14 protein-coding genes are annotated in these 17292 nt (G+C 73.1%); 7 read left to right on the top strand and 7 right to left on the bottom strand.

Going from position 1 to position 17292, the window contains the following annotated elements; all coding sequences use genetic code 11:
• Position 1 precedes the first annotated feature (1 nt).
• Together pstC and pstS are read right to left on the bottom strand one after the other, a co-directional pair.
• The gene (gene pstC / locus LOK55_RS00360) at positions 2–952 is read right to left on the bottom strand and encodes a phosphate ABC transporter permease subunit PstC (protein ID WP_229933770.1); all 951 of its coding nucleotides are present in this window, start codon (positions 950–952) and stop codon (positions 2–4) included.
• 91 nt (positions 953–1043) lie between these two features.
• The gene (gene pstS, locus LOK55_RS00355; protein WP_229933769.1) at positions 1044–2147 is read right to left on the bottom strand and encodes a phosphate ABC transporter substrate-binding protein PstS; all 1104 of its coding nucleotides are present in this window, start codon (positions 2145–2147) and stop codon (positions 1044–1046) included.
• A 185-nt stretch (positions 2148–2332) separates the two neighbouring features.
• Here pstS and LOK55_RS00350 point away from each other — a divergent pair, with 185 nt between their 5' ends.
• Genes LOK55_RS00350 through LOK55_RS00340 form a run of 3 tightly spaced genes read left to right on the top strand, consistent with a single transcriptional unit; the run spans position 2333 to position 8320 of the window.
• Positions 2333–3040: a hypothetical protein gene (locus LOK55_RS00350; protein WP_229933768.1), complete on the top strand. Its 708-nt coding sequence runs from the start codon at positions 2333–2335 to the stop codon at positions 3038–3040.
• 1 nt (position 3041) lies between these two features.
• Positions 3042–7010, top strand: coding sequence for a Pls/PosA family non-ribosomal peptide synthetase (locus LOK55_RS00345; RefSeq protein ID WP_229933767.1), 3969 nt, complete (start codon positions 3042–3044; stop codon positions 7008–7010).
• Positions 7007–8320 carry a M1 family metallopeptidase gene (locus LOK55_RS00340; protein ID WP_229933766.1) on the top strand — a complete coding sequence of 438 codons (1314 nt, stop codon included), beginning with the start codon at positions 7007–7009 and terminating at the stop codon, positions 8318–8320. The genes LOK55_RS00345 and LOK55_RS00340 overlap by 4 nt, the downstream gene beginning before the upstream one ends.
• A 195-nt stretch (positions 8321–8515) precedes the next feature.
• Here LOK55_RS00340 and LOK55_RS00335 read toward each other — a convergent pair whose 3' ends face one another.
• From LOK55_RS00335 to LOK55_RS00320, 4 genes are all read right to left on the bottom strand, one after another.
• A complete protein-coding gene (locus LOK55_RS00335; RefSeq protein WP_229933765.1) occupies positions 8516–9055 on the bottom strand; it encodes a chemotaxis protein CheY in 540 nt (179 codons plus the stop codon).
• A complete protein-coding gene (locus tag LOK55_RS00330) occupies positions 9056–9994 on the bottom strand; it encodes an NUDIX domain-containing protein (protein WP_229933764.1) in 939 nt (312 codons plus the stop codon).
• Entirely contained in the window at positions 9991–12165 is a 2175-nt protein-coding gene (locus LOK55_RS00325) for an RNA degradosome polyphosphate kinase (protein ID WP_196325112.1), read from the bottom strand. The genes LOK55_RS00330 and LOK55_RS00325 overlap by 4 nt, the downstream gene beginning before the upstream one ends.
• Before the next feature lie 64 nt (positions 12166–12229).
• On the bottom strand, positions 12230–12928 hold the full coding sequence (locus LOK55_RS00320) for a response regulator transcription factor (RefSeq protein WP_229933763.1): 699 nt from the start codon (positions 12926–12928) through the stop codon (positions 12230–12232).
• Positions 12929–13023: 95 nt separating this feature from the next.
• On the opposite strand from LOK55_RS00320, the gene LOK55_RS00315 reads away from it, so the two are divergent.
• The 4 genes from LOK55_RS00315 (at position 13024) to LOK55_RS00300 (ending at position 16343) form a co-directional block, all read left to right on the top strand.
• Positions 13024–13314: a hypothetical protein gene (locus LOK55_RS00315; protein ID WP_141380493.1), complete on the top strand. Its 291-nt coding sequence runs from the start codon at positions 13024–13026 to the stop codon at positions 13312–13314.
• Between the two features lie 158 nt (positions 13315–13472).
• A complete protein-coding gene (locus LOK55_RS00310) occupies positions 13473–14078 on the top strand; it encodes an FABP family protein (RefSeq protein ID WP_196325110.1) in 606 nt (201 codons plus the stop codon).
• 2 nt (positions 14079–14080) lie between these two features.
• The gene (locus tag LOK55_RS00305; RefSeq protein ID WP_229933762.1) at positions 14081–15223 is read left to right on the top strand and encodes a folate-binding protein YgfZ; all 1143 of its coding nucleotides are present in this window, start codon (positions 14081–14083) and stop codon (positions 15221–15223) included.
• 10 nt (positions 15224–15233) lie between these two features.
• The gene (locus LOK55_RS00300; RefSeq protein ID WP_229933761.1) at positions 15234–16343 is read left to right on the top strand and encodes an aromatic acid exporter family protein; all 1110 of its coding nucleotides are present in this window, start codon (positions 15234–15236) and stop codon (positions 16341–16343) included.
• A 54-nt stretch (positions 16344–16397) separates the two neighbouring features.
• Here LOK55_RS00300 and LOK55_RS00295 read toward each other — a convergent pair whose 3' ends face one another.
• The gene (locus LOK55_RS00295; RefSeq protein ID WP_229933760.1) at positions 16398–17255 is read right to left on the bottom strand and encodes a class I SAM-dependent methyltransferase; all 858 of its coding nucleotides are present in this window, start codon (positions 17253–17255) and stop codon (positions 16398–16400) included.
• Positions 17256–17292: the final 37 nt, after the last annotated feature.

The following is a 17292-nucleotide window of genomic DNA, read 5'->3' as shown; positions in this document are numbered from 1 at the left end:
GTCAGTTCGCTCCCGAGAATTCCTTGCGGCGGCTGACGATCCAGCGCGCCACCGCGTTGACCGCGAAGGTGACGATGAAGAGGATGAGGCCGGTCGCGATCAGCACGTTGATGTTGAGGGCGTAGGCCTCGGGGAAGGTGAGCGCGATGTTCGCGGCGATCGTCGACGGGTTCTGCGAGGTCAGCAGCTGAAGGGTCACGACGTTCGTGGCCGAGAGCACCATGGCGACGGCCATGGTCTCGCCGAGCGCGCGGCCGAGGCCGAGCATCGAGGCCGAGACGATGCCCGAGCGGCCGAAGGGGAGCACCGCCATGCGGATCATCTCCCAGCGGGTGGCGCCGAGGGCGAGGGCGGCCTCCTCGTGCAGCGTCGGGGTCTGCAGGAAGATCTCGCGGCAGATCGCGGTGATGATCGGCACGACCATGACGGCGAGCACCAGCGCCGCCGTGAGGATCGTGCGGCCCGAGTTGAGCACCTGGCCCGAGAACAGCGGGATCCAGCCGAGGTTCTCGTTGAGCCACTTGTAGGTGGGGACGACCGACGGTGCGAAGACGAGGATGCCCCAGAGGCCGTAGACGACCGAGGGGACGGCGGCCAGCAGGTCGACGATGTAGCCGAGACCCTGCGCGAGACGGCGCGGCGCGTAGTGGGTGATGAACAGGGCGATGCCGAGCGAGAGCGGCACCGCCACGAGCAGGGCGAGGAACGCCGCCCAGATCGTGCCGAACAGGAGCGGGCCGACGTAGTCCCAGAAGTTCGTCGTCAGCAGCGACGCGCTCTGGCTGTCGGCGCCGAAGGCCGGCAGCGACTGGACGATGAGGAAGATCGCGACGGCGGCGAGGGTGACGACGATCATCGAGCCCGCGAAGACCGCGGTGCCGGAGAACCACAGGTCGCCGGGGCGCTGCTTGGCGGCGATCCGCGGAGGAGCGTCGGCGGTGGATGCTGTCATCGCACTCTCTCTGGTGAGGGAACTCGGGTGGGGTGGTGCAGGTCACGGGCCGGGCGGCATCCCCCGGAAAGCGGGATGCCGCCCGAGCGCGTTACTTGATGAGGGCGATCGCCGCGAGCGACTTCTCGCGCAGGTCGTCCGAGATCGGGGCGCTGCCGGCGTTGGTGGCGGCGGTCTCCTGACCGGCCTCGCTGACAGCGGTCTCGAAGAAGCCCTTCACGAGGGCCGCGACGTTCTCGTCCTCGTACTGCTCGCACGCGATCAGGTAGCTGACGAGGAGCACCGGGTAGGCGCCGGCCTCGGTCGTCGTGCGGTCGATCTTGAAGGCGAGGTCGCCCTCGGTGCGGCCGTCCTCGATGGCGGAGGCGTCGAGCGTCTTGGCGGCGCCCTCGGCGGAGTGCTCGACGAACTCGTCGCCGACCTTCACGGCCACCGACGAGATGCCGCCGGCCTGCGACGAGTCGGCGTAGCCGATCGAGCCCTCGCCGGCCTTGACGGCCTCGACGACGCCCGAGGTCTTCTCCGCGGCCTCACCGACGACACCGGCGGGCCACTCCTCGACGGAGCCCCACGTCCAGATGTCCGCGGCGTTGGCCGACAGGTAGTCGGTGAAGTTGCCGGTCGTGCCCGACTTGTCCGAGCGGTGGACCGGGTTGATGGGGAGGTCCGGCAGGGTCGCGTCGGCGTTGTCGGCCGCGATGGCCGGGTCGTTCCAGTTGGTGATCGTGCCGGCGAAGATGCCCGCGACGGTCGCGCCGTCCAGGTTCAGCGCGTCGACGCCGGGGACGTTGAAGATGATCGCGATCGGCGAGATGTAGGCGGGGATCTCCACCAGGCCCGAGTCGGCGGCGCACGCGCCGAAGCCGCCCTCGGCGATCTCGTCGGTCTTGAACGCGCGGTCGGAGCCCGCGAAGTTCACGGCGCCGGCGAGGAAGGACTCGCGGCCCGTGCCGGAGCCGGCCGGGTCGTAGTTGATGACCGCGTCGGGGTTGGTCTCGTTGAACAGCGCGGTCCACGACTGCACGGCGACCTGCTGCGACGAGGCGCCCTGGCCGTTGAGGGTGCCCGTGAGGCTGGGGGCCTGCGATTCGGTGGCAGTCGGGGTGGTGCCGCCTTCGTTCGCGGCGCAGGCGGTGAGCGAGAGGGCGGCGACGGCCGCGACTGCGCCGATCTGGGCGAGGCGAGTGAGCTTCACGTGTGTGTTCCTTCGGGTTGTCATGGAAATGCGCCCCTGGTGCAGGGCTCGCCATGACGGTAGACACCGACTCTTACCAAAGTGGGCTGTGGTGGTGAACGACAGGTGAACGGCCGGACAGGCACGGGCGTCACGGGGCGTCGCCGTTCCCCTGGGGTTCACCTGTCGGCGCTATTGTCGGTGCCATGGCGAACAAGAGCACGACCAAGACGGACAAGGCCGAGCGCGCGGCGCGGGCCGCCATCGAGGAGGCGGCCACGGCCGTCTCCCGCGCGAAGAAGGCGGCGAAGGCCCTGCCCTCCAAGCAGGCGCGCAGCCTCGACGACTACATCGACGACGCCCGCAGCGCTGCCGACGTGTCCAAGAAGAAGGTCAAGCGCAAGCCGAAGAAGGTCGCCAAGACGGCCGAGCGCGCCGCGCGTCGACTCGAGCGCGCCGTCGCGAAGGCCGTCGCGGCCGCGGAGCGCAAGGCGCGGCTGCGCGCCGAGGCTCGCCGTGCCGCCGCCGAGGCGGAGAAGGCGCAGCAGGATGCCGCGGCCCGCGCCGCGGAAGCGAAGGCGCTGCGCAAGGCCGCGCGCCGCGCCGAGAAGGAGGCGGCCCGCGCCGAGCTCGACGCCGCCGCCGCGGACGAGTCGCTCGCAGCGGAGCTGACCGCGCCGGCGGCGGTCGAGGAGGTCGCCGCGGAGACGGACGAGAACGACACCGACGCTCCCGCCCCGTCGATTGCCGCGGCCGAGGCGCTTGCCGAGACCACCGCGCCCGTCAGCTCGACCGCCGCAGACGCCGGCCTTGCCGAGCTGACCGTCGCGCAGCTGCGGGCGCGGGCGCGGGAGGCCGGTCGCACCGGGTACTCGCGCCTGACGAAGGCGCAGCTGATCGATCTGCTGTCCTGACGTGCCGGCACCAGGCCAGGCGCTCCTCGACCGCTCCGCCGACGCGCCGCCTGCGCGCACGCTCCTCGACGTGCTGCGGGCCACGACGGTGCGTCACCCGGAGGCCTCGGCGATCGACGACGGCTCCGGCGCCCTGAGCTACCGGGAGCTGATGGCGCGGGTCGGCGCCACGGCGGCGCGGCTGCACGAGGCGGGGGTCCGTCGCGGTGACCGCGTCGGGGTGCGGATGCCGTCGGGCTCTAAAGAGCTGTACATCTCGATCCTCGGCATCCTCGCCGCGGGTGCGGCGTACGTGCCCGTCGATGCCGACGATCCCGACGAGCGCGCCCGGCTGGTGTTCGGCGAAGCCGCCGTCCGCGGGATCATCGCGGGTGCGGGGGAGTACGTCGCGGCATCCGGCCCCCTCGACGCGGATCCCGAGGCTGCGAGCATGGCCGGCGGTTCCCCCGCGGCCGCGCTGTTCGAGGGCGACGCGCCGCACCCCGCGACGCATGCGATCGTCGCGGTGCCGCCGCCCGCGGTCGACGACGACGCCTGGATCATCTTCACCTCCGGGTCGACGGGCGTCCCGAAGGGCGTCGCCGTGAGCCACCGCTCGGCCGCGGCCTTCGTCGACGCGGAGGCGCGGATCTTCCTGCAGGACGCGCCGCTCGGCCCCGACGACCGGGTGCTCGCGGGGCTCTCCGTCGCCTTCGACGCCTCGTGCGAGGAGATGTGGCTCGCGTGGCGGCACGGCGCGTGCCTGGTACCGGCGCCACGCTCGCTCGTACGCTCCGGCGAGGACCTCGCACCGTGGCTGCTCCGCCAGGGCATCACCGTCGTCTCGACGGTCCCGACGCTGGCGGCCATGTGGCCCGGCGAGGCGATCGAGAACGTGCGGCTGCTGATCTTCGGCGGCGAGGCGTGCCCGCCCGAGCTCGCGGCCCGGCTGAGCGCGGACGGTCGGGAGGTCTGGAACACGTACGGCCCGACCGAGGCCACCGTCGTCGCGTGCGCGGCACCGCTCAGCGCAGAAGGCCCGGTGCGCATCGGCCTGCCGCTGGACGGCTGGGCGCTCGCCGTCGTCGACGCCGATGGGATGCCGGTGCCCGAGGGCGGCACCGGCGAGCTCATCATCGGCGGCGTCGGTCTCGCGCGATATCTCGATCCGGCGAAGGATGCCGAGAAGTATGCGCCCCTGCCGACGCTCGGCTGGGACCGGGCCTACCGGTCCGGCGACCTCGTCCGCTTCGAGACAGCGGGTCTCATCTTCCAGGGACGCGCCGACGACCAGGTGAAGGTCGGCGGCCGCCGCATCGAGCTCGGCGAGGTCGAGGCGGCACTGCAGGACCTGCCCGGCGTCACCGGCGCCGCGGCGGCCGTCCGCACGACCGAGGCGGGCGTCCCCGTTCTCGTCGGCTACCTCGCCGCCGCTCCGGACTTCGATCGGCTCGCCGCCCGCGCAGACCTCGCCGCGCGGCTGCCCGCGCCGATGGTGCCGCTCCTGGCCGTCGTCGACGACCTGCCGGTGCGCACCTCCGGCAAGGTCGACCGCGCCGCGCTGCCGTGGCCGCTGCCGAACGTGGAGCTGCCCGCATCCGACCTGTCGCCGGGCGAGCAGTGGCTCGCCGAGCAGTGGCAGGCCGTGCTCGGGATGCCGGTCACCGAGCGCAAGTCCGACTTCTTCGACCTCGGCGGCGGCTCGCTCGCCGCCGCCCAGCTCGTCTCCCGCATCCGCACCCGGGTGCCGGAGTTCTCCGTCGCCGACATCTACGACGTGCCGCGGCTGGGCGCGATGGCGAAGGCGCTCGGCGCCGCGCTGCAGGACGAGACCGACGGAGGCTTCCACCGACCGACCCCGACGCCGCGTGGCATGCAGTGGGTGCAGTCGCTGCTCGGTGCGCCGCTGTTCGTGCTCACCGGCATCCGGTGGATGCTCTACCTGCTCACCGCGTCGGCGATCCTCCGGCTGAACCCGGGGTTCGAGGTCCTCCCCGAGGCGCCGCTGTGGCTGCTCGTCACTGGCCTGCTCGTGTTCGCCACGCCGTTCGGGCGGATGGCGATCGCGGCGGGAGCCGCGCGGCTGCTGCTGCGGGGGCTCCGCCCCGGCGATTACCCGCGCGGCGGGTCCGTCCATGTGCGGCTGTGGCTCGCGGAGCAGATCGCCGACCAGGTGGATGCCGTGGGGCTGGCCGGTGCGCCATGGGTGAGCTACTACGCGCGCGCTCTCGGCGCGCGCATCGGCCGCGGCGTCGACCTGCACGCGCTGCCACCGATCACCGGGATGCTCGAGATCGGCGACGGTGCGGCGATCGAGCCGGAGGTCGACCTCTCCGGGTATTGGATCGACGGCAACGTCGTGCGCATCGGCGGCATCCGTATCGGCGCCGACGCGACGGTCGGCGCGCGCAGCACCCTCGCGCCCGGCACGCGCATCGGCCGTCGCGCGGAGATCGCCCCCGGGTCCGCCGTCTTCGGCCGCGTACGTGCCGACCAGACCTGGGCCGGCTCGCCGGCGGAGCGCGTCGGCGGCACGTCGTCCGCGCAGTGGCCTGCCGACCGGGCGCCGGCGCCCACCCGGTGGCTGTGGGCGTACGCCGCCTCCGCCGTCGGCCTCGCGCTGCTGCCGCTCGTCGCCTTCGCCGCCGGGGCGCTCGTGGTCGCCCGCGGCATCGCCGGCGCCGACTCGCTCGCCGAGGCGTTCGCCGGCGCGTTCGTGTGGCTCGTCCCGGGCGTGCTCGTCTCGGGCGTCGTCTTCGCGGCCGCCGTCGTCGTCCTGGTGCGGCTGCTGTCGCTCGGCCTGCACGAGGGCACGCACGCGGTGCGCAGCCGCATCGGCTGGCAGGCGTGGACGATCGAGCGGCTGCTCGACTCCGCCCGCACGATCCTTTTCCCGCTGTACTCGAGCCTGTTCACCCCGGTGTGGCTCCGGATGCTGGGGGCTCGCGTCGGCCGCGACGTCGAGGCATCCACCGTGCTGCTGCTGCCGTCGCTCACCCGCATCGAAGACGGCGCGTTCCTCGCCGACGACACGATGGTCGCCTCCTACGAGCTGCACGGCGGGTGGATGCGGCTGGGCGCCGTGCGCATCGGCAAGCGGGCCTTCCTCGGCAACTCCGGCATGGCCGCGCCGGGGCATCGCGTCCCTCGCGACGGCCTCGTCGCGGTGCTGTCGTCGGCGCCGGCGAAGGCGAAGCCCGGGTCGTCGTGGCTCGGGTCGCCGGCCGTGCGCCTGCGGCGGCTGTCGGCCGAGGGCGACGAGTCGCGCACCTACACGCCGCCCGCGCGGCTGAAGCTCGCGCGCACGCTGTGGGAACTGTGCCGCATCGTTCCCGTCGTCGTCACGTGCGCCATCGGGCTGCTGGTGCTGTTCGCCCTCGCCGCGCTCATCGAGGCCGTGGGCCTGGGGTGGGCCATTCTGCTGTCGGGTGTCGTGCTGCTCGTCGCGGGAGCGGTGGCGGCGGGCGTGTCGACGGCGGCGAAATGGCTGATCGTCGGGCCGATCCGCGCTGGTGAGCACCCGCTGTGGTCGAGCTTCGTGTGGCGCACCGAGGTGTCCGATACGTTCACCGAGATGGTCGCGGCGCCCTGGTTCGCCCGCGCGGCGACCGGGACCCCTGCGCTCGCCGTCTGGCTGCGCTCGCTCGGCGCCCGGATCGGTCGCGGTGTCTGGTGTGACAGCTACTGGCTGCCCGAACCGGATCTCGTGACCCTCGGCGACGGATCGACGGTCAACCGGGGGTGCGTCGTGCAGACGCACCTGTTCCATGATCGAATCATGAGCATGGACACCGTCGAACTCGAGACCGGGGCGACCCTCGGACCTCACAGTGTCATCCTCCCGGGTGCCGCGATCGGCGCGCATGCGACGGTGGGGCCGGCATCCCTCGTCATGCGCGGTGAATCGGTGCCCGTCGGCTCCCGGTGGAGCGGCAACCCCATCGGCCCCTGGCGGGCCGTGAAGGTGCGCGCCTACCAGTCGACATCGTGAGCGGGCACGACCCGTACGCACCCGAGAGCGGCGACGGCTCGTTCGACGTCGAGTCGTACGACCTGACGCTCGATTATCGGGTGCGCACCAATCGGCTGTCCGGCGTCGCCGTCGTGAACGCCGTCGCGGCGATCCCGGTGACGGCGATCAGCCTCGACCTCGTCGGGCTGCGCGCGACGCGCGTGCGCGTCGACGGCGACCGCCGCACGGCGTTCGCCGCGGGGCCTCGGAAGCTCCGCGTGAAGCTGCCGCGCCGGATGGCCGCGGGGGAGCGGTTCTCGATCGAGGTCGTGTACGCCGGCGCGCCGGCGCCGCGGCGCTCGCGGTGGGGCACGATCGGCTGGGAGGAGCTCGAGGACGGCGCCCTCGTCGCGGCGCAGCCGACCGGCGCGCCGACGTGGTTCCCCTGCAATGACAGGCCCGATGCCCGCGCGCGCATGCGCATCGCCGTGACGACGGATGCCGGCTACCTCCCCGTTCCGACGGGCCGCCCGCTGACGCGTGCGGTCGTCGGCGGGCGTGTGACGGTGACCGCGGCATCCGACGTCCCCGTCGCGACGTACCTCGCGGCGGTGCACGTCGGCGCGTACGAGGAGCGGCCCCTCGCAGGGGAGGGCGGCGTGGACGGGGTGGGCGCGCGGGTCGTCTCGCCGCCGGCACTCCGCGCCGCGGTGGACCGGGCTTTCGCCGACGTGCCCCGCATGCTCGCGCTCTTCACCGACGCCTTCGGCCCCTATCCGCAGGAGGACTGCGCCCTCGTCGTCACCGCCGACGAGCTGGAGATCCCGCTGGAGGCGCAGGGGATGGCGGTGTTCGGGGCGAATCACCTCGTGCCGCAGGAGCAGCGCCTCATCGCGCACGAGCTGGCGCATCAGTGGTTCGGCAACAGCGTGGGCATCGGGCGGTGGCGGGACATCTGGCTCAACGAGGGGTTCGCGTGCTTCGCCGAATGGCTGTGGTTCGAGGCATCCGGCACCGCGACTGTCGCGCAGAAGGCGGCGAAGCACCACGCGCGGCTGCGCGCGCTGCCGCAGGACCTGCTGCTCGCCGACCCCGGCCCCGACCTCATGTTCGACGACCGCGTGTACAAGCGGGGTGCGCTCACCCTGTATGCGCTGCGCTGCGAGATCGGCGAGCTCGCGTTCACCCGGCTGCTCACGCAGTGGGCGAGCCAGTATCGGCATGCCCTCGCCACCAGCGATGACTTCCGCGCTCTCGCCGCCGAGGTCGTCGGCCGCGACCTGGGACAGCTCTTCTCGGCGTGGCTGGATGAGCCCGCCCTCCCGCCCCTCCCCGTCGCCCGCCGCTGACGGCCCGCGCGCCCTCCTTCATCCGGCGCGGATCGCGGCTACCCGGCGTGATAGCCGCAGTATGCGACGGGTGAGCGGCGGGCGCGATTCTTCATCCGGCCCACATTGCGGCTATCGGGGCCCATAACCGCACTTTGCGACGGGTGAGCGAGCGAGCACCGGGCGAGCGGGCAGCCGGGCCGGCCGGCCACTGCCTCACAGGGGCGCCGCGACGGCAGCCGCGACGAGGATGCCGGGCGGACCGTCCACCTCGCGTCCCGCGTAGGTCGTGGGCTCCGGCGGCATCCGCGCGCGCCATCCGGCGGCGGTCTCCTCGATCACGACAGCGTCCGGGTCGCCGCGCAGGCCGCGACCGTCCGCCTTCAGCACCGCCTCGACGCGCACCCAGCGCAGCAGCCCGCCCGGGGCGCCGCCTGCCTGGTCGCGGACCGGATCGGCGAGCACCTCGGCATCCACCGCGAACCTCGTCGCCCGGTCGGGGTGGATCGCCGCCACCGCCGCCCCGCCGGCGTAGCTCACCGCCGCCCGCCACGGCGCGCCGGAGACCTGCACCGCGCCGTGCGGACCGCCGCATCGCGCGCAGGGGTTCGACAGGACGGCATCCGGCCACCCCTCCCGCGCGAGGAGCACCCGCAGCAGATCCCAGGCCACGGCACGGCGCGCGGCCCGCCCGGCGCCGGCACCGGCTCCGGCACCGCCCGGGACCCGTGCCCACGCCAGGCGGAGCTCTTCCACTCAGACCTTCGGCTCGTGCGTCTCGATCGCGACGATCCCCGACCCGGGGTTCGTGGCCGACAGGTGCACGACCGAGAAGGCGCCCGGCTGGAGCGTCGACGCGCTGCCGAGGTAGGAGCCGCGCATGGTGCCGGTGGCGAGGGCGAGTTCGCTGAGGATGCTGGGCAGCACCGGTCCGTGACTGCAGAGCACGGCGGGCTTGCGCGCGCGCACGCGCTGCCCGATGACCGTGCGGGGGTCTGAGGTGCCCTCCTCCCAGGCATCCTGGCTGAGCAGCGGCGTGCGGTGGACCTTGCGGCCGAGGGCCGCGGCGAGCGGGGTGACGGTCGTCACGCAGCGCACGGCGTCGCTCGAGACGATGCGGCGGATGCCGAACGCGCGCAGCGGCCCGACGGCGGCGGCGGCCTGCCGGGTGCCGCGGGCGGTCAGCGGCCGGGCGGCGTCGGCGCCCTTCCAGTCGTCGCGCGGCAGCGCCTTGGCGTGGCGCATCACGACGATCGGGAACGTCTCGAGCACGCCGTCGTCGACGTACCGCAGGAACTGCTCGACGATCTCGACGTCGACCGGGTAGGAGAGGTAGCCGAGCGCCTTGCGCGGCGTGACCCACTCGATCGCGGCGATCTCCTTGTTCGGCACGAACGCCGAGGCGCGGATCGCGTCGTCGGTCGCCTCGGCGGCCCAGTAGTGCACGATCTTCTGCCGGCCGCGCGGCATGCGGTAGCGGGAGACGCCCACCGGGATGCCGAGGGCGACGCGGATGCCGGTCTCCTCGAAGATCTCGCGCACGGCGGTCTCGGCGAGCGCCTCACCCGGATCGACCTTGCCCTTGGGCAGCGTGACGTCGGCGTACGCGGTGCGGTGGATGACGAGGATGTGGAGCTTTCCCGCGACGACGCGCCACACCACCCCGCCGGCGGCGTAGACGGCGGTCTCGGTCATCGCACCGCTCGTCCGCGGCGGCGGCGCTGCACCTGCAGCATGGTGCGGTCCTGCAGGTCGATGAGCGGCTTGCCGTCGGCGCCGACCGAGTGCCGCTCCCAGTCGCCGGAGGGCTGCAGCCGCCACGAGCTCGTGCCGTCGCTCAAGGCGAGGTCGAAGAAGTCGATGAGCTCCTTGACCTGCGCGGGCGCGACGACCCGCACGAGGGCCTCGACGCGACGGTCGAGGTTCCGGTGCATCATGTCGGCGCTGCCGATGTACACCTGCGGGTCGCCGTCGTTCGCGAACGCGAAGATGCGCGAGTGCTCGAGATAGCGCCCGAGGATCGAGCGCACCGTGATGTTCTCGCTCACCCCCTCGAGCCCGAGGCGCAGCGAGCAGATGCCGCGCACCCAGACATCCACCCGCACGCCGGCCTGGCTGGCGCGGTAGAGGGCGTCGATGATCTGCTCGTCGACCATCGAGTTGACCTTGATGCGGATGTGCGCGGGCTTGCCCTCGAGGGCGTTGCGGCGCTCCTTCTCGATGAGGCGGAGGAGGCCCTTGCGCAGGTGCAGCGGCGCGACGAGCAGCCGCTTGAACTTCTTCTCGATCGCGTAGCCGGACAGCTCGTTGAACAGGCGGGTGAGGTCGCGGCCGACCTGCTCGTCGGCGGTGAAGAGGCCGAAGTCCTCATAGAGGCGGCTGGTCTTCGGGTTGTAGTTGCCCGTGCCGATGTGGCTGTAGCTGCGGAGCATCCCGTCTTCCTCGCGGATGACGTGCAACAGCTTGCAGTGGGTTTTCAGGCCCACGAGACCGTAGACGACGTGGACGCCGGCCTTCTCGAGCTTGCGGGCCCAGACGATGTTCGCGGCCTCGTCGAAGCGCGCCTTCACCTCGACGAGGGCGAGCACCTGCTTGCCCCGCTCGGCGGCGTCGATGAGGGCCTGCACGATCGGGCTGTCGCCGGAGGTGCGGTACAGGGTCTGCTTGATGGCGAGCACGTGCGGGTCGCGCGCCGCCTGCTCGAGGAAGGCGACGACGCTCGTCGTGAACGACTCGTAGGGGTGGTGCACGAGCACGTCGCCCTTGCGGATCGCGGCGAACAGGTCGGCGCGGCCGTTCTGCTCGGCGGGCTGGAAGGCCGTCGCGGTCACGGGCACGTGCGCGGGGTAATGCAGCTCGGGGCGATCGATCTTGGCGAGGTCGAACAGACCCCGCAGGTCGAGCGGCCCGGGGAGGCGGTAGACCTCCTGCGCGGTGACCTCGAGCTCGTCGATCAGCAGATCGAGGGTGACGTCGTCCATCTCCTCGGTCACCTCGAGGCGGATCGGCGGGCCGAACCGGCGGCGCAGCAGCTCGGCCTCGAGGGCCTGGATGAGGTTCTCGGTCTCGTCCTCCTCGATCACGACGTCCTCGTTGCGCGTGAGGCGGAAGGTGTGGTGTTCGAGGATCTCCATGCCGGGGAACAGGTCGCCGAGGTGGTGGGCGATGAGCTGCTCGAGCGGCAGGTAGCGGGCGCGGCCAGAGGCCGACGAGCCCGGCACCTCGACGAAGCGGGGGAGCATCGGCGGCACCTTGAGGCGGGCGAACTCCTGCCGCCCCGTCTTGGCGTTGCGGATGCGGATCGCGAGGTTCAGCGACAGCCCCGAGATGTACGGGAACGGGTGCGCCGGGTCGACCGCGAGCGGCATGAGCACGGGGAACACCTGCGCCTGGAAGTACTCGTACAGCGACGCGCGCTCGTCGTCGGAGAGCTCGGCCCAGGTGACCACCTCGATGCCGGCGTCGGTGAGGGCCGGCTGGACGAGGTCGAGCCACACGCGGGCATGCCGCAGCTGCAGCGCGTGCGCGCTCTCGGAGATGTCGGCGAGCACGTCCGCCGGAGCGCGGCCGACGTTCGTGGGCACGGCGAGGCCGGTCATGATGCGGCGCTTGAGCCCGGCGACCCGCACCATGAAGAACTCGTCGAGGTTCGAGGCGAAGATCGCGAGGAAGTTCGCGCGTTCGAGCACCGGGAGCGCCGGGTCTTCGGCCAGCTCCAGCACCCGCTGGTTGAAGGCGAGCCAGCTGAGCTCGCGGTCCATGTAGCGGTGGGCGGGCAGCTGTGAATCGTCGACCTCGACGGTCTCGTCGAAGTCGTCGTCATCCGCGTCGCCCAAACCGGTGTCCACAACGTCGGTGTCGATCATCCCCTCATCATTGCAGGGTGTCGTGACCGACGCGTTAACCGGGTGGATGCCGGTGCGGGCGGCCTCAGGTGCCGGCGCGCTCCTTGGGCGCCGGCACCTGGTCGTCCTCGTACACGTTGAAGCGGTAGCCGACGTTGCGCACGGTGCCGATCAGCTGCTCGAGATCGCCGAGCTTGGCGCGCAGACGCCGCACGTGTACGTCGACGGTGCGGGTGCCGCCGAAGTAGTCGTAGCCCCACACCTCGCTCAGCAGCTGCTCGCGCGTGAACACCCGGGACGGGTGCGTGGCGAAGAAGTGCAGCAGCTGGAACTCCTTGTACGTGAGATCGAGCGGCTTGCCGTGCACCTTCGCCGAGTACGACGACTCGTCGATCGTGATGCCCGAGGTCTGGATGCGGCTGGAGACCTGCTCGGCACTCTGGCGACCCATCGCGAGCCGGACGCGAGCGTCGACCTCGGCGGGGCCGGCGTTCAGCAGGATGACGTCGTCGATGCCCCAGTCGGTCGAGACGGCCGTGAGGCCGCCCTCGGTGACGACGAGCACCAGCGGGGCATCCAGACCCGTCGTGTTGAGGATCTTGCACAGCGACTTCGCGCCGACGAGGTCGGTGCGCGCGTCGACGAAGATGACGTCGGCGCTCGGCGCCCCGACCAGCTGCGCCGGTTCGGCGGGGATCTGCCGCACGCGATGGCTGAGCAGTTCGAGCGCGGGCAGGACGGGGCCTCCGCCGAGGGCGGAACTCAAGACGAGAAGCTGAGCCATACGGTCCCTTCCGGCCGGTCGAGCGGGCCGTGGCTTCATCTTAGGACCTCGTCGCGGCGCCCCCGGACGGCGCCGCGATCGGCCATGATGGGGGGATGAGCATCCCCGGACTGGCGCCGCGCGGCGGCTTCGGCGGCATCGTGGCGGTGTGGGTGGCGGCCGCGGTGATCGCGGTCGTGATCGGCTTCGTCGCCCCGCCCGACTGGCGCGCGGCATGGATGCCGGTGGGTCTGGCCGGCTGCATCGTGCTGGCCTTCGTGGTGCAGTTCGCCTACGGCCACGCCGAAGGGTTCCTGCGCCGCGTCGCGGCGAGCGCCCTCGGCGCGATGGCGGTGATGGGGCTCATCGGGCTCGGTCTCGGCCTTGCCAGCATGTTCTCCGCGTAGCCGCGCGCTCCGCCGGGCACGGACGGGTAGAGTGAGGGCATGGACCTCGTCGCACTCGAACTCTTCTTCGTGGGGCTCCTCGCGCTCGCCTCGCTCGCGATCGTCTTCGTCTCGGGCGTCGTGATCAAGAACCTCTACCGCGGCCAGCGCTGAGCGCCGTGTTCGATCTTCCGACCGATCTGCCGGCGGACATCGTTCCGCTGTCGTGGCTGCTGGGCGTCTGGGAAGGCACCGGCGTCATCGACTACGAGGCGGACGGCACCCGGTTCGAGGGCGAGTTCGCCCACCGGGTGAGCTTCAGCCACGACGGCGGCGACTACGTCAACTACACCGCGAGCGCCTGGCTGATCGGCGAGGACGACACGCGCACCCCGCTCGTCGCCGAGACCGGGTACTGGCGCCTCGCCCGTCCCGCCGGCACAGATGACCCCGGCCCGGCGCTCCTGCCCGCCGTGACCGCGCGCGAGAGCGCGCGCACCGTCGACGACGTCGAGGCGCTGCGCACCGAAGAGGGCGGGTTCGACCTCGAGGTCGCGATCGTGCACTCCGACGGCATCTGCGAGCTGTACCTCGGCCAGGCGCGCGGGCCCCGCATCGACCTCGCGACCGACGCCATCGTCCGCCCCGCGAGCGCGAAGCCGTACGCCTCGGCATCCCGCATGTACGGCTACGTCGACGGTCACCTGCTGTGGGCGTGGGACATCGCCGCCCTCGGCAGCCCGCTCTCCGCGCACGCCTCGGCGCGCCTCGCCCGAGCCGAGTGAGCGTGACCGCCCCCGAGACGCCGGCGGCCGCCGCCGCGGCGCCGTATGTCGGCGTGCCGGGCGCCGTCGTCGACGCGGAGGGCCTCGCCCACGTCGGATCGCCGCTGCGCGAGCAGCGAGAGCTCGCCGACGGCCGGGCGCTCGCCCCGCTGTCCGGGCGCACCGTGCTGACCATCGCCGGGCCCGACCGGCTCACCTGGCTCGACTCGATCACCTCGCAGTCGCTCGCCGCCCTCGCGCCCGGCGAGAGCACCGAGCTGCTGGTGCTCGACCCGCAGGGGCACATCGAGCACGCGGCATCCGTCGTCGACGACGGCGAACGCACCTGGCTGATCGTGGAGCGCTCCCGCGCCGCGGCGCTCGCCGCATGGCTCACGCGCATGCGGTTCCGGCTTCGCGTAGAGGTGCAGGATGCCTCGGACACCCACCGCGTCGTCGGGGGGACGGCCGCCGCGGTCGGGGCGCTCCGCTCCGCCGCCGTGTGGCACGACCCGTGGCCCGGCGTCGGGATCGGCGGGTGGGGCTATGCCCTGACCGACCCGCACCCGGGCGACGAGCGCGACTGGGCCGAGGCGATCGTCGAGACCGCCGACGACGAGGCGCTCGCCGCCGCCGCCGTCGCCGGCACGCAGCCGGTCGCCGGCCACCTCGCTGTCGACGCCCTGCGGGTCGCGGCGTGGCGCCCCCGCGCCGACCGCGAGGGCGCGTTCGACACCGACGCGCGCACCCTGCCGCACGAGGTCGACTGGCTCCGCACCGCCGTGCACCTCGACAAGGGGTGCTATCGCGGGCAGGAGACGGTCGCGAAGGTGCACAACCTCGGGCATCCGCCCCGCCGCCTCGTGCTGCTGCAGCTCGACGGCAGCGAAGCGGTGCTGCCCGAGGTGGGCGCCGCGGTGTCGGCCCGTACGGGTGACGGCGCCGCGGACGCCGAGACCGTGGGCGTCGTGACCTCGGTCGCGCGCCACCACGAGGAAGGACCGATCGCGCTCGCGCTCGTCCGCCGGGCGACGCCCGTCGACGCGACGCTGACGGTCGGGACGAGCGACGGCGCCGTCGCCGCCGCTCAAGAGGTCATCGTGCCGCCCGACGCCGGGCGCACCGCCGCCGTGCCGCGCCTGCCGCGCCTCTCGCGCCGCCGCTGACGGGGCGACGATGAGCGCGCCCGACCCGCAGACCAGCTCGGTGGCCGTCCGCACGGGGTGGCGGGCGCGGCTGTCGCCGCGGCGCCGCATCGAGCGGGTGCGCGAGTCGGCCGGTGCGGTCGCGCAGATCGTCATCGCCGCGACGGCGGCGTTCGCGTTCGCGCACTACGTGCTCGGTCACGCGGCGCCGCTCCTCGCGGCGACCGTGACGGTGTCGAGCCTCGGACTCGTGCGCGACGCGCGGCCGCGGCGGGTGCTCGAGACCGTGATCGGCATGATCGTCGGCATCCTGGTCGCCGAGCTCATCGTGCTCATCGCCGGCATCGGTTGGTGGCAGCTGGCGATCACGCTCGCCGTCAGCCTCGTCGTCGCGCGGTTCCTGAACGACCAGCCGGGGTTCGCGATCGCGGCGGCCATCCAGGCCGCGATCGTGATGGTGATCCCGGCGAGCGTGCCGTTCCTGCGGCTCGTCGACGGCATCGTCGGGGGCGTGGCGGCTCTGCTGGTCACCGCCCTCGTGCCGCGGAGCCCCCTGCGTCAGGTGGCGCAGGAGGGCGCGGTCGTGCTCGCCGCGTTCGACGACGCGGTGCTGACCCTCGTGCAGGCGCTGCGCGCCGGCGACCGGCGGCGCGCCGAGCGCGGGCTCGAGAAGGCACGCGCCCTGCAGGGACCGTTGGATGCCTGGCGCGAGAGCATCGAGTCGGGGGCCGCGATCGCCCGCATCTCGCCGTTCCTGCACCGTCAGCGCAGCGAGTTCGACCGGCAGGAGCGGGTGCGCACGCACCTCGATCTCGCGACCCGCAACCTCCGCGTGATCGCCCGGCGTGTGGTGTACCTCTGCGACGACGGCGCCCCGCGCCCGGTCGCCGCCGACCTGCTCGGCGAGCTGGCCGCCGCCGCGCGGTTGCTGCCCGACGTGCTCGTCGACATCTCCTACGAGCCGGTCGCGCGGGAGGCGGTGCGCTCCGTCGCGACGCGTCTCGACCCGGCCGCGCTGGCGGCGGGCCGGTCGAGCGTCGACCAGAACCTCATCGGCGCGTTCCGCCCCCTCGCGGTCGACCTCATGACCGCCGCGGGGATGACCGCCGCCGACGCCCGCGCCGCGCTTCCGCGGGTCTGAGCCCCGGAGCGCGAGGCGCGGAGCGCGGGGGGCGAGGCGCCGACCGCGTCGGGGTCACGCCGGCGCGACGACCTCCCACGGCACGGTGACCTCGCCGAGGCGCCAGCGCGAGCGGCCCTGCACGGGCCAGCCCGCCGCGGCGAGCGCCTCGAGCGCGGTGCGCCACCGCTGCTCGGCGCCGAACGGGGCCGCCGCCACCGCGCGCACCCATTCCGTCTCGAGCGCCGCGAGGAACGCGTGCACGCGCTCGCCGGGCACGTTCCGGTGGATGAGCGTCTTCGGCAGCCGCTCGGCGGCGATCGCGGGGGAGGCGAGCCCCGCGAGGCGGAGCGACAGCGTGAGCGAGCGGGGCGTGGCATCCGCCCCCACCTCGATCCACGTGCACACGCGGCCGAGCTCGTCGCAGGTGCCCTCGACGAGCATTCCGCCCGGCTGCAGCCGCGCGCTCATCCGCTGCCACGCTGCCGCGACCTCGCCCTCGTCATACTGCCGCAGCACGTTGAAGGCGCGGATCACCGCGGGCCGGCGCTCGGTGCCCGGCAGGGGCACTTCGAACCCGCCTCGGCCGAACGAGACGTGCGCGTCGGGGGAGAACGGGGTGCGCCCGGCGCGCACGTCGGCGAGCTGAGCCTCGGCGCGGGCGACGCGGGCGAGGTCGATCTCGAGGCCGACGACCTCGACATCCGGCCGCGCGCGGTGCAGCCGCGCCTCGAGCTCGAACGCCGTCACCCCGCTCGCGCCGTAGCCCAGGTCGACGACCAGCGGATCGTCGGTGCGGCGCAGCACCGGGTGCCGCGCGATCCACCGATCGACGCGGCGCAGGCGGTTCGTGTTCGTCGTGCCGCGGGTGACCTGGCCGACGACGCCCGCCGCGGGACCGCTCCGGGATCGGGGCGGTTTTTCCGGCGACATATCCCCAGTGTGCCAGCGCCCTCCTCGGTAGGATGAC

This window comes from Microbacterium sp. F2E (genome assembly GCF_020905435.1).
GTDB classification, from domain to species: Bacteria; Actinomycetota; Actinomycetes; order Actinomycetales; family Microbacteriaceae; genus Microbacterium; species Microbacterium lacticum.
This window is presented reverse-complemented; position numbering and strand designations above follow the sequence as displayed.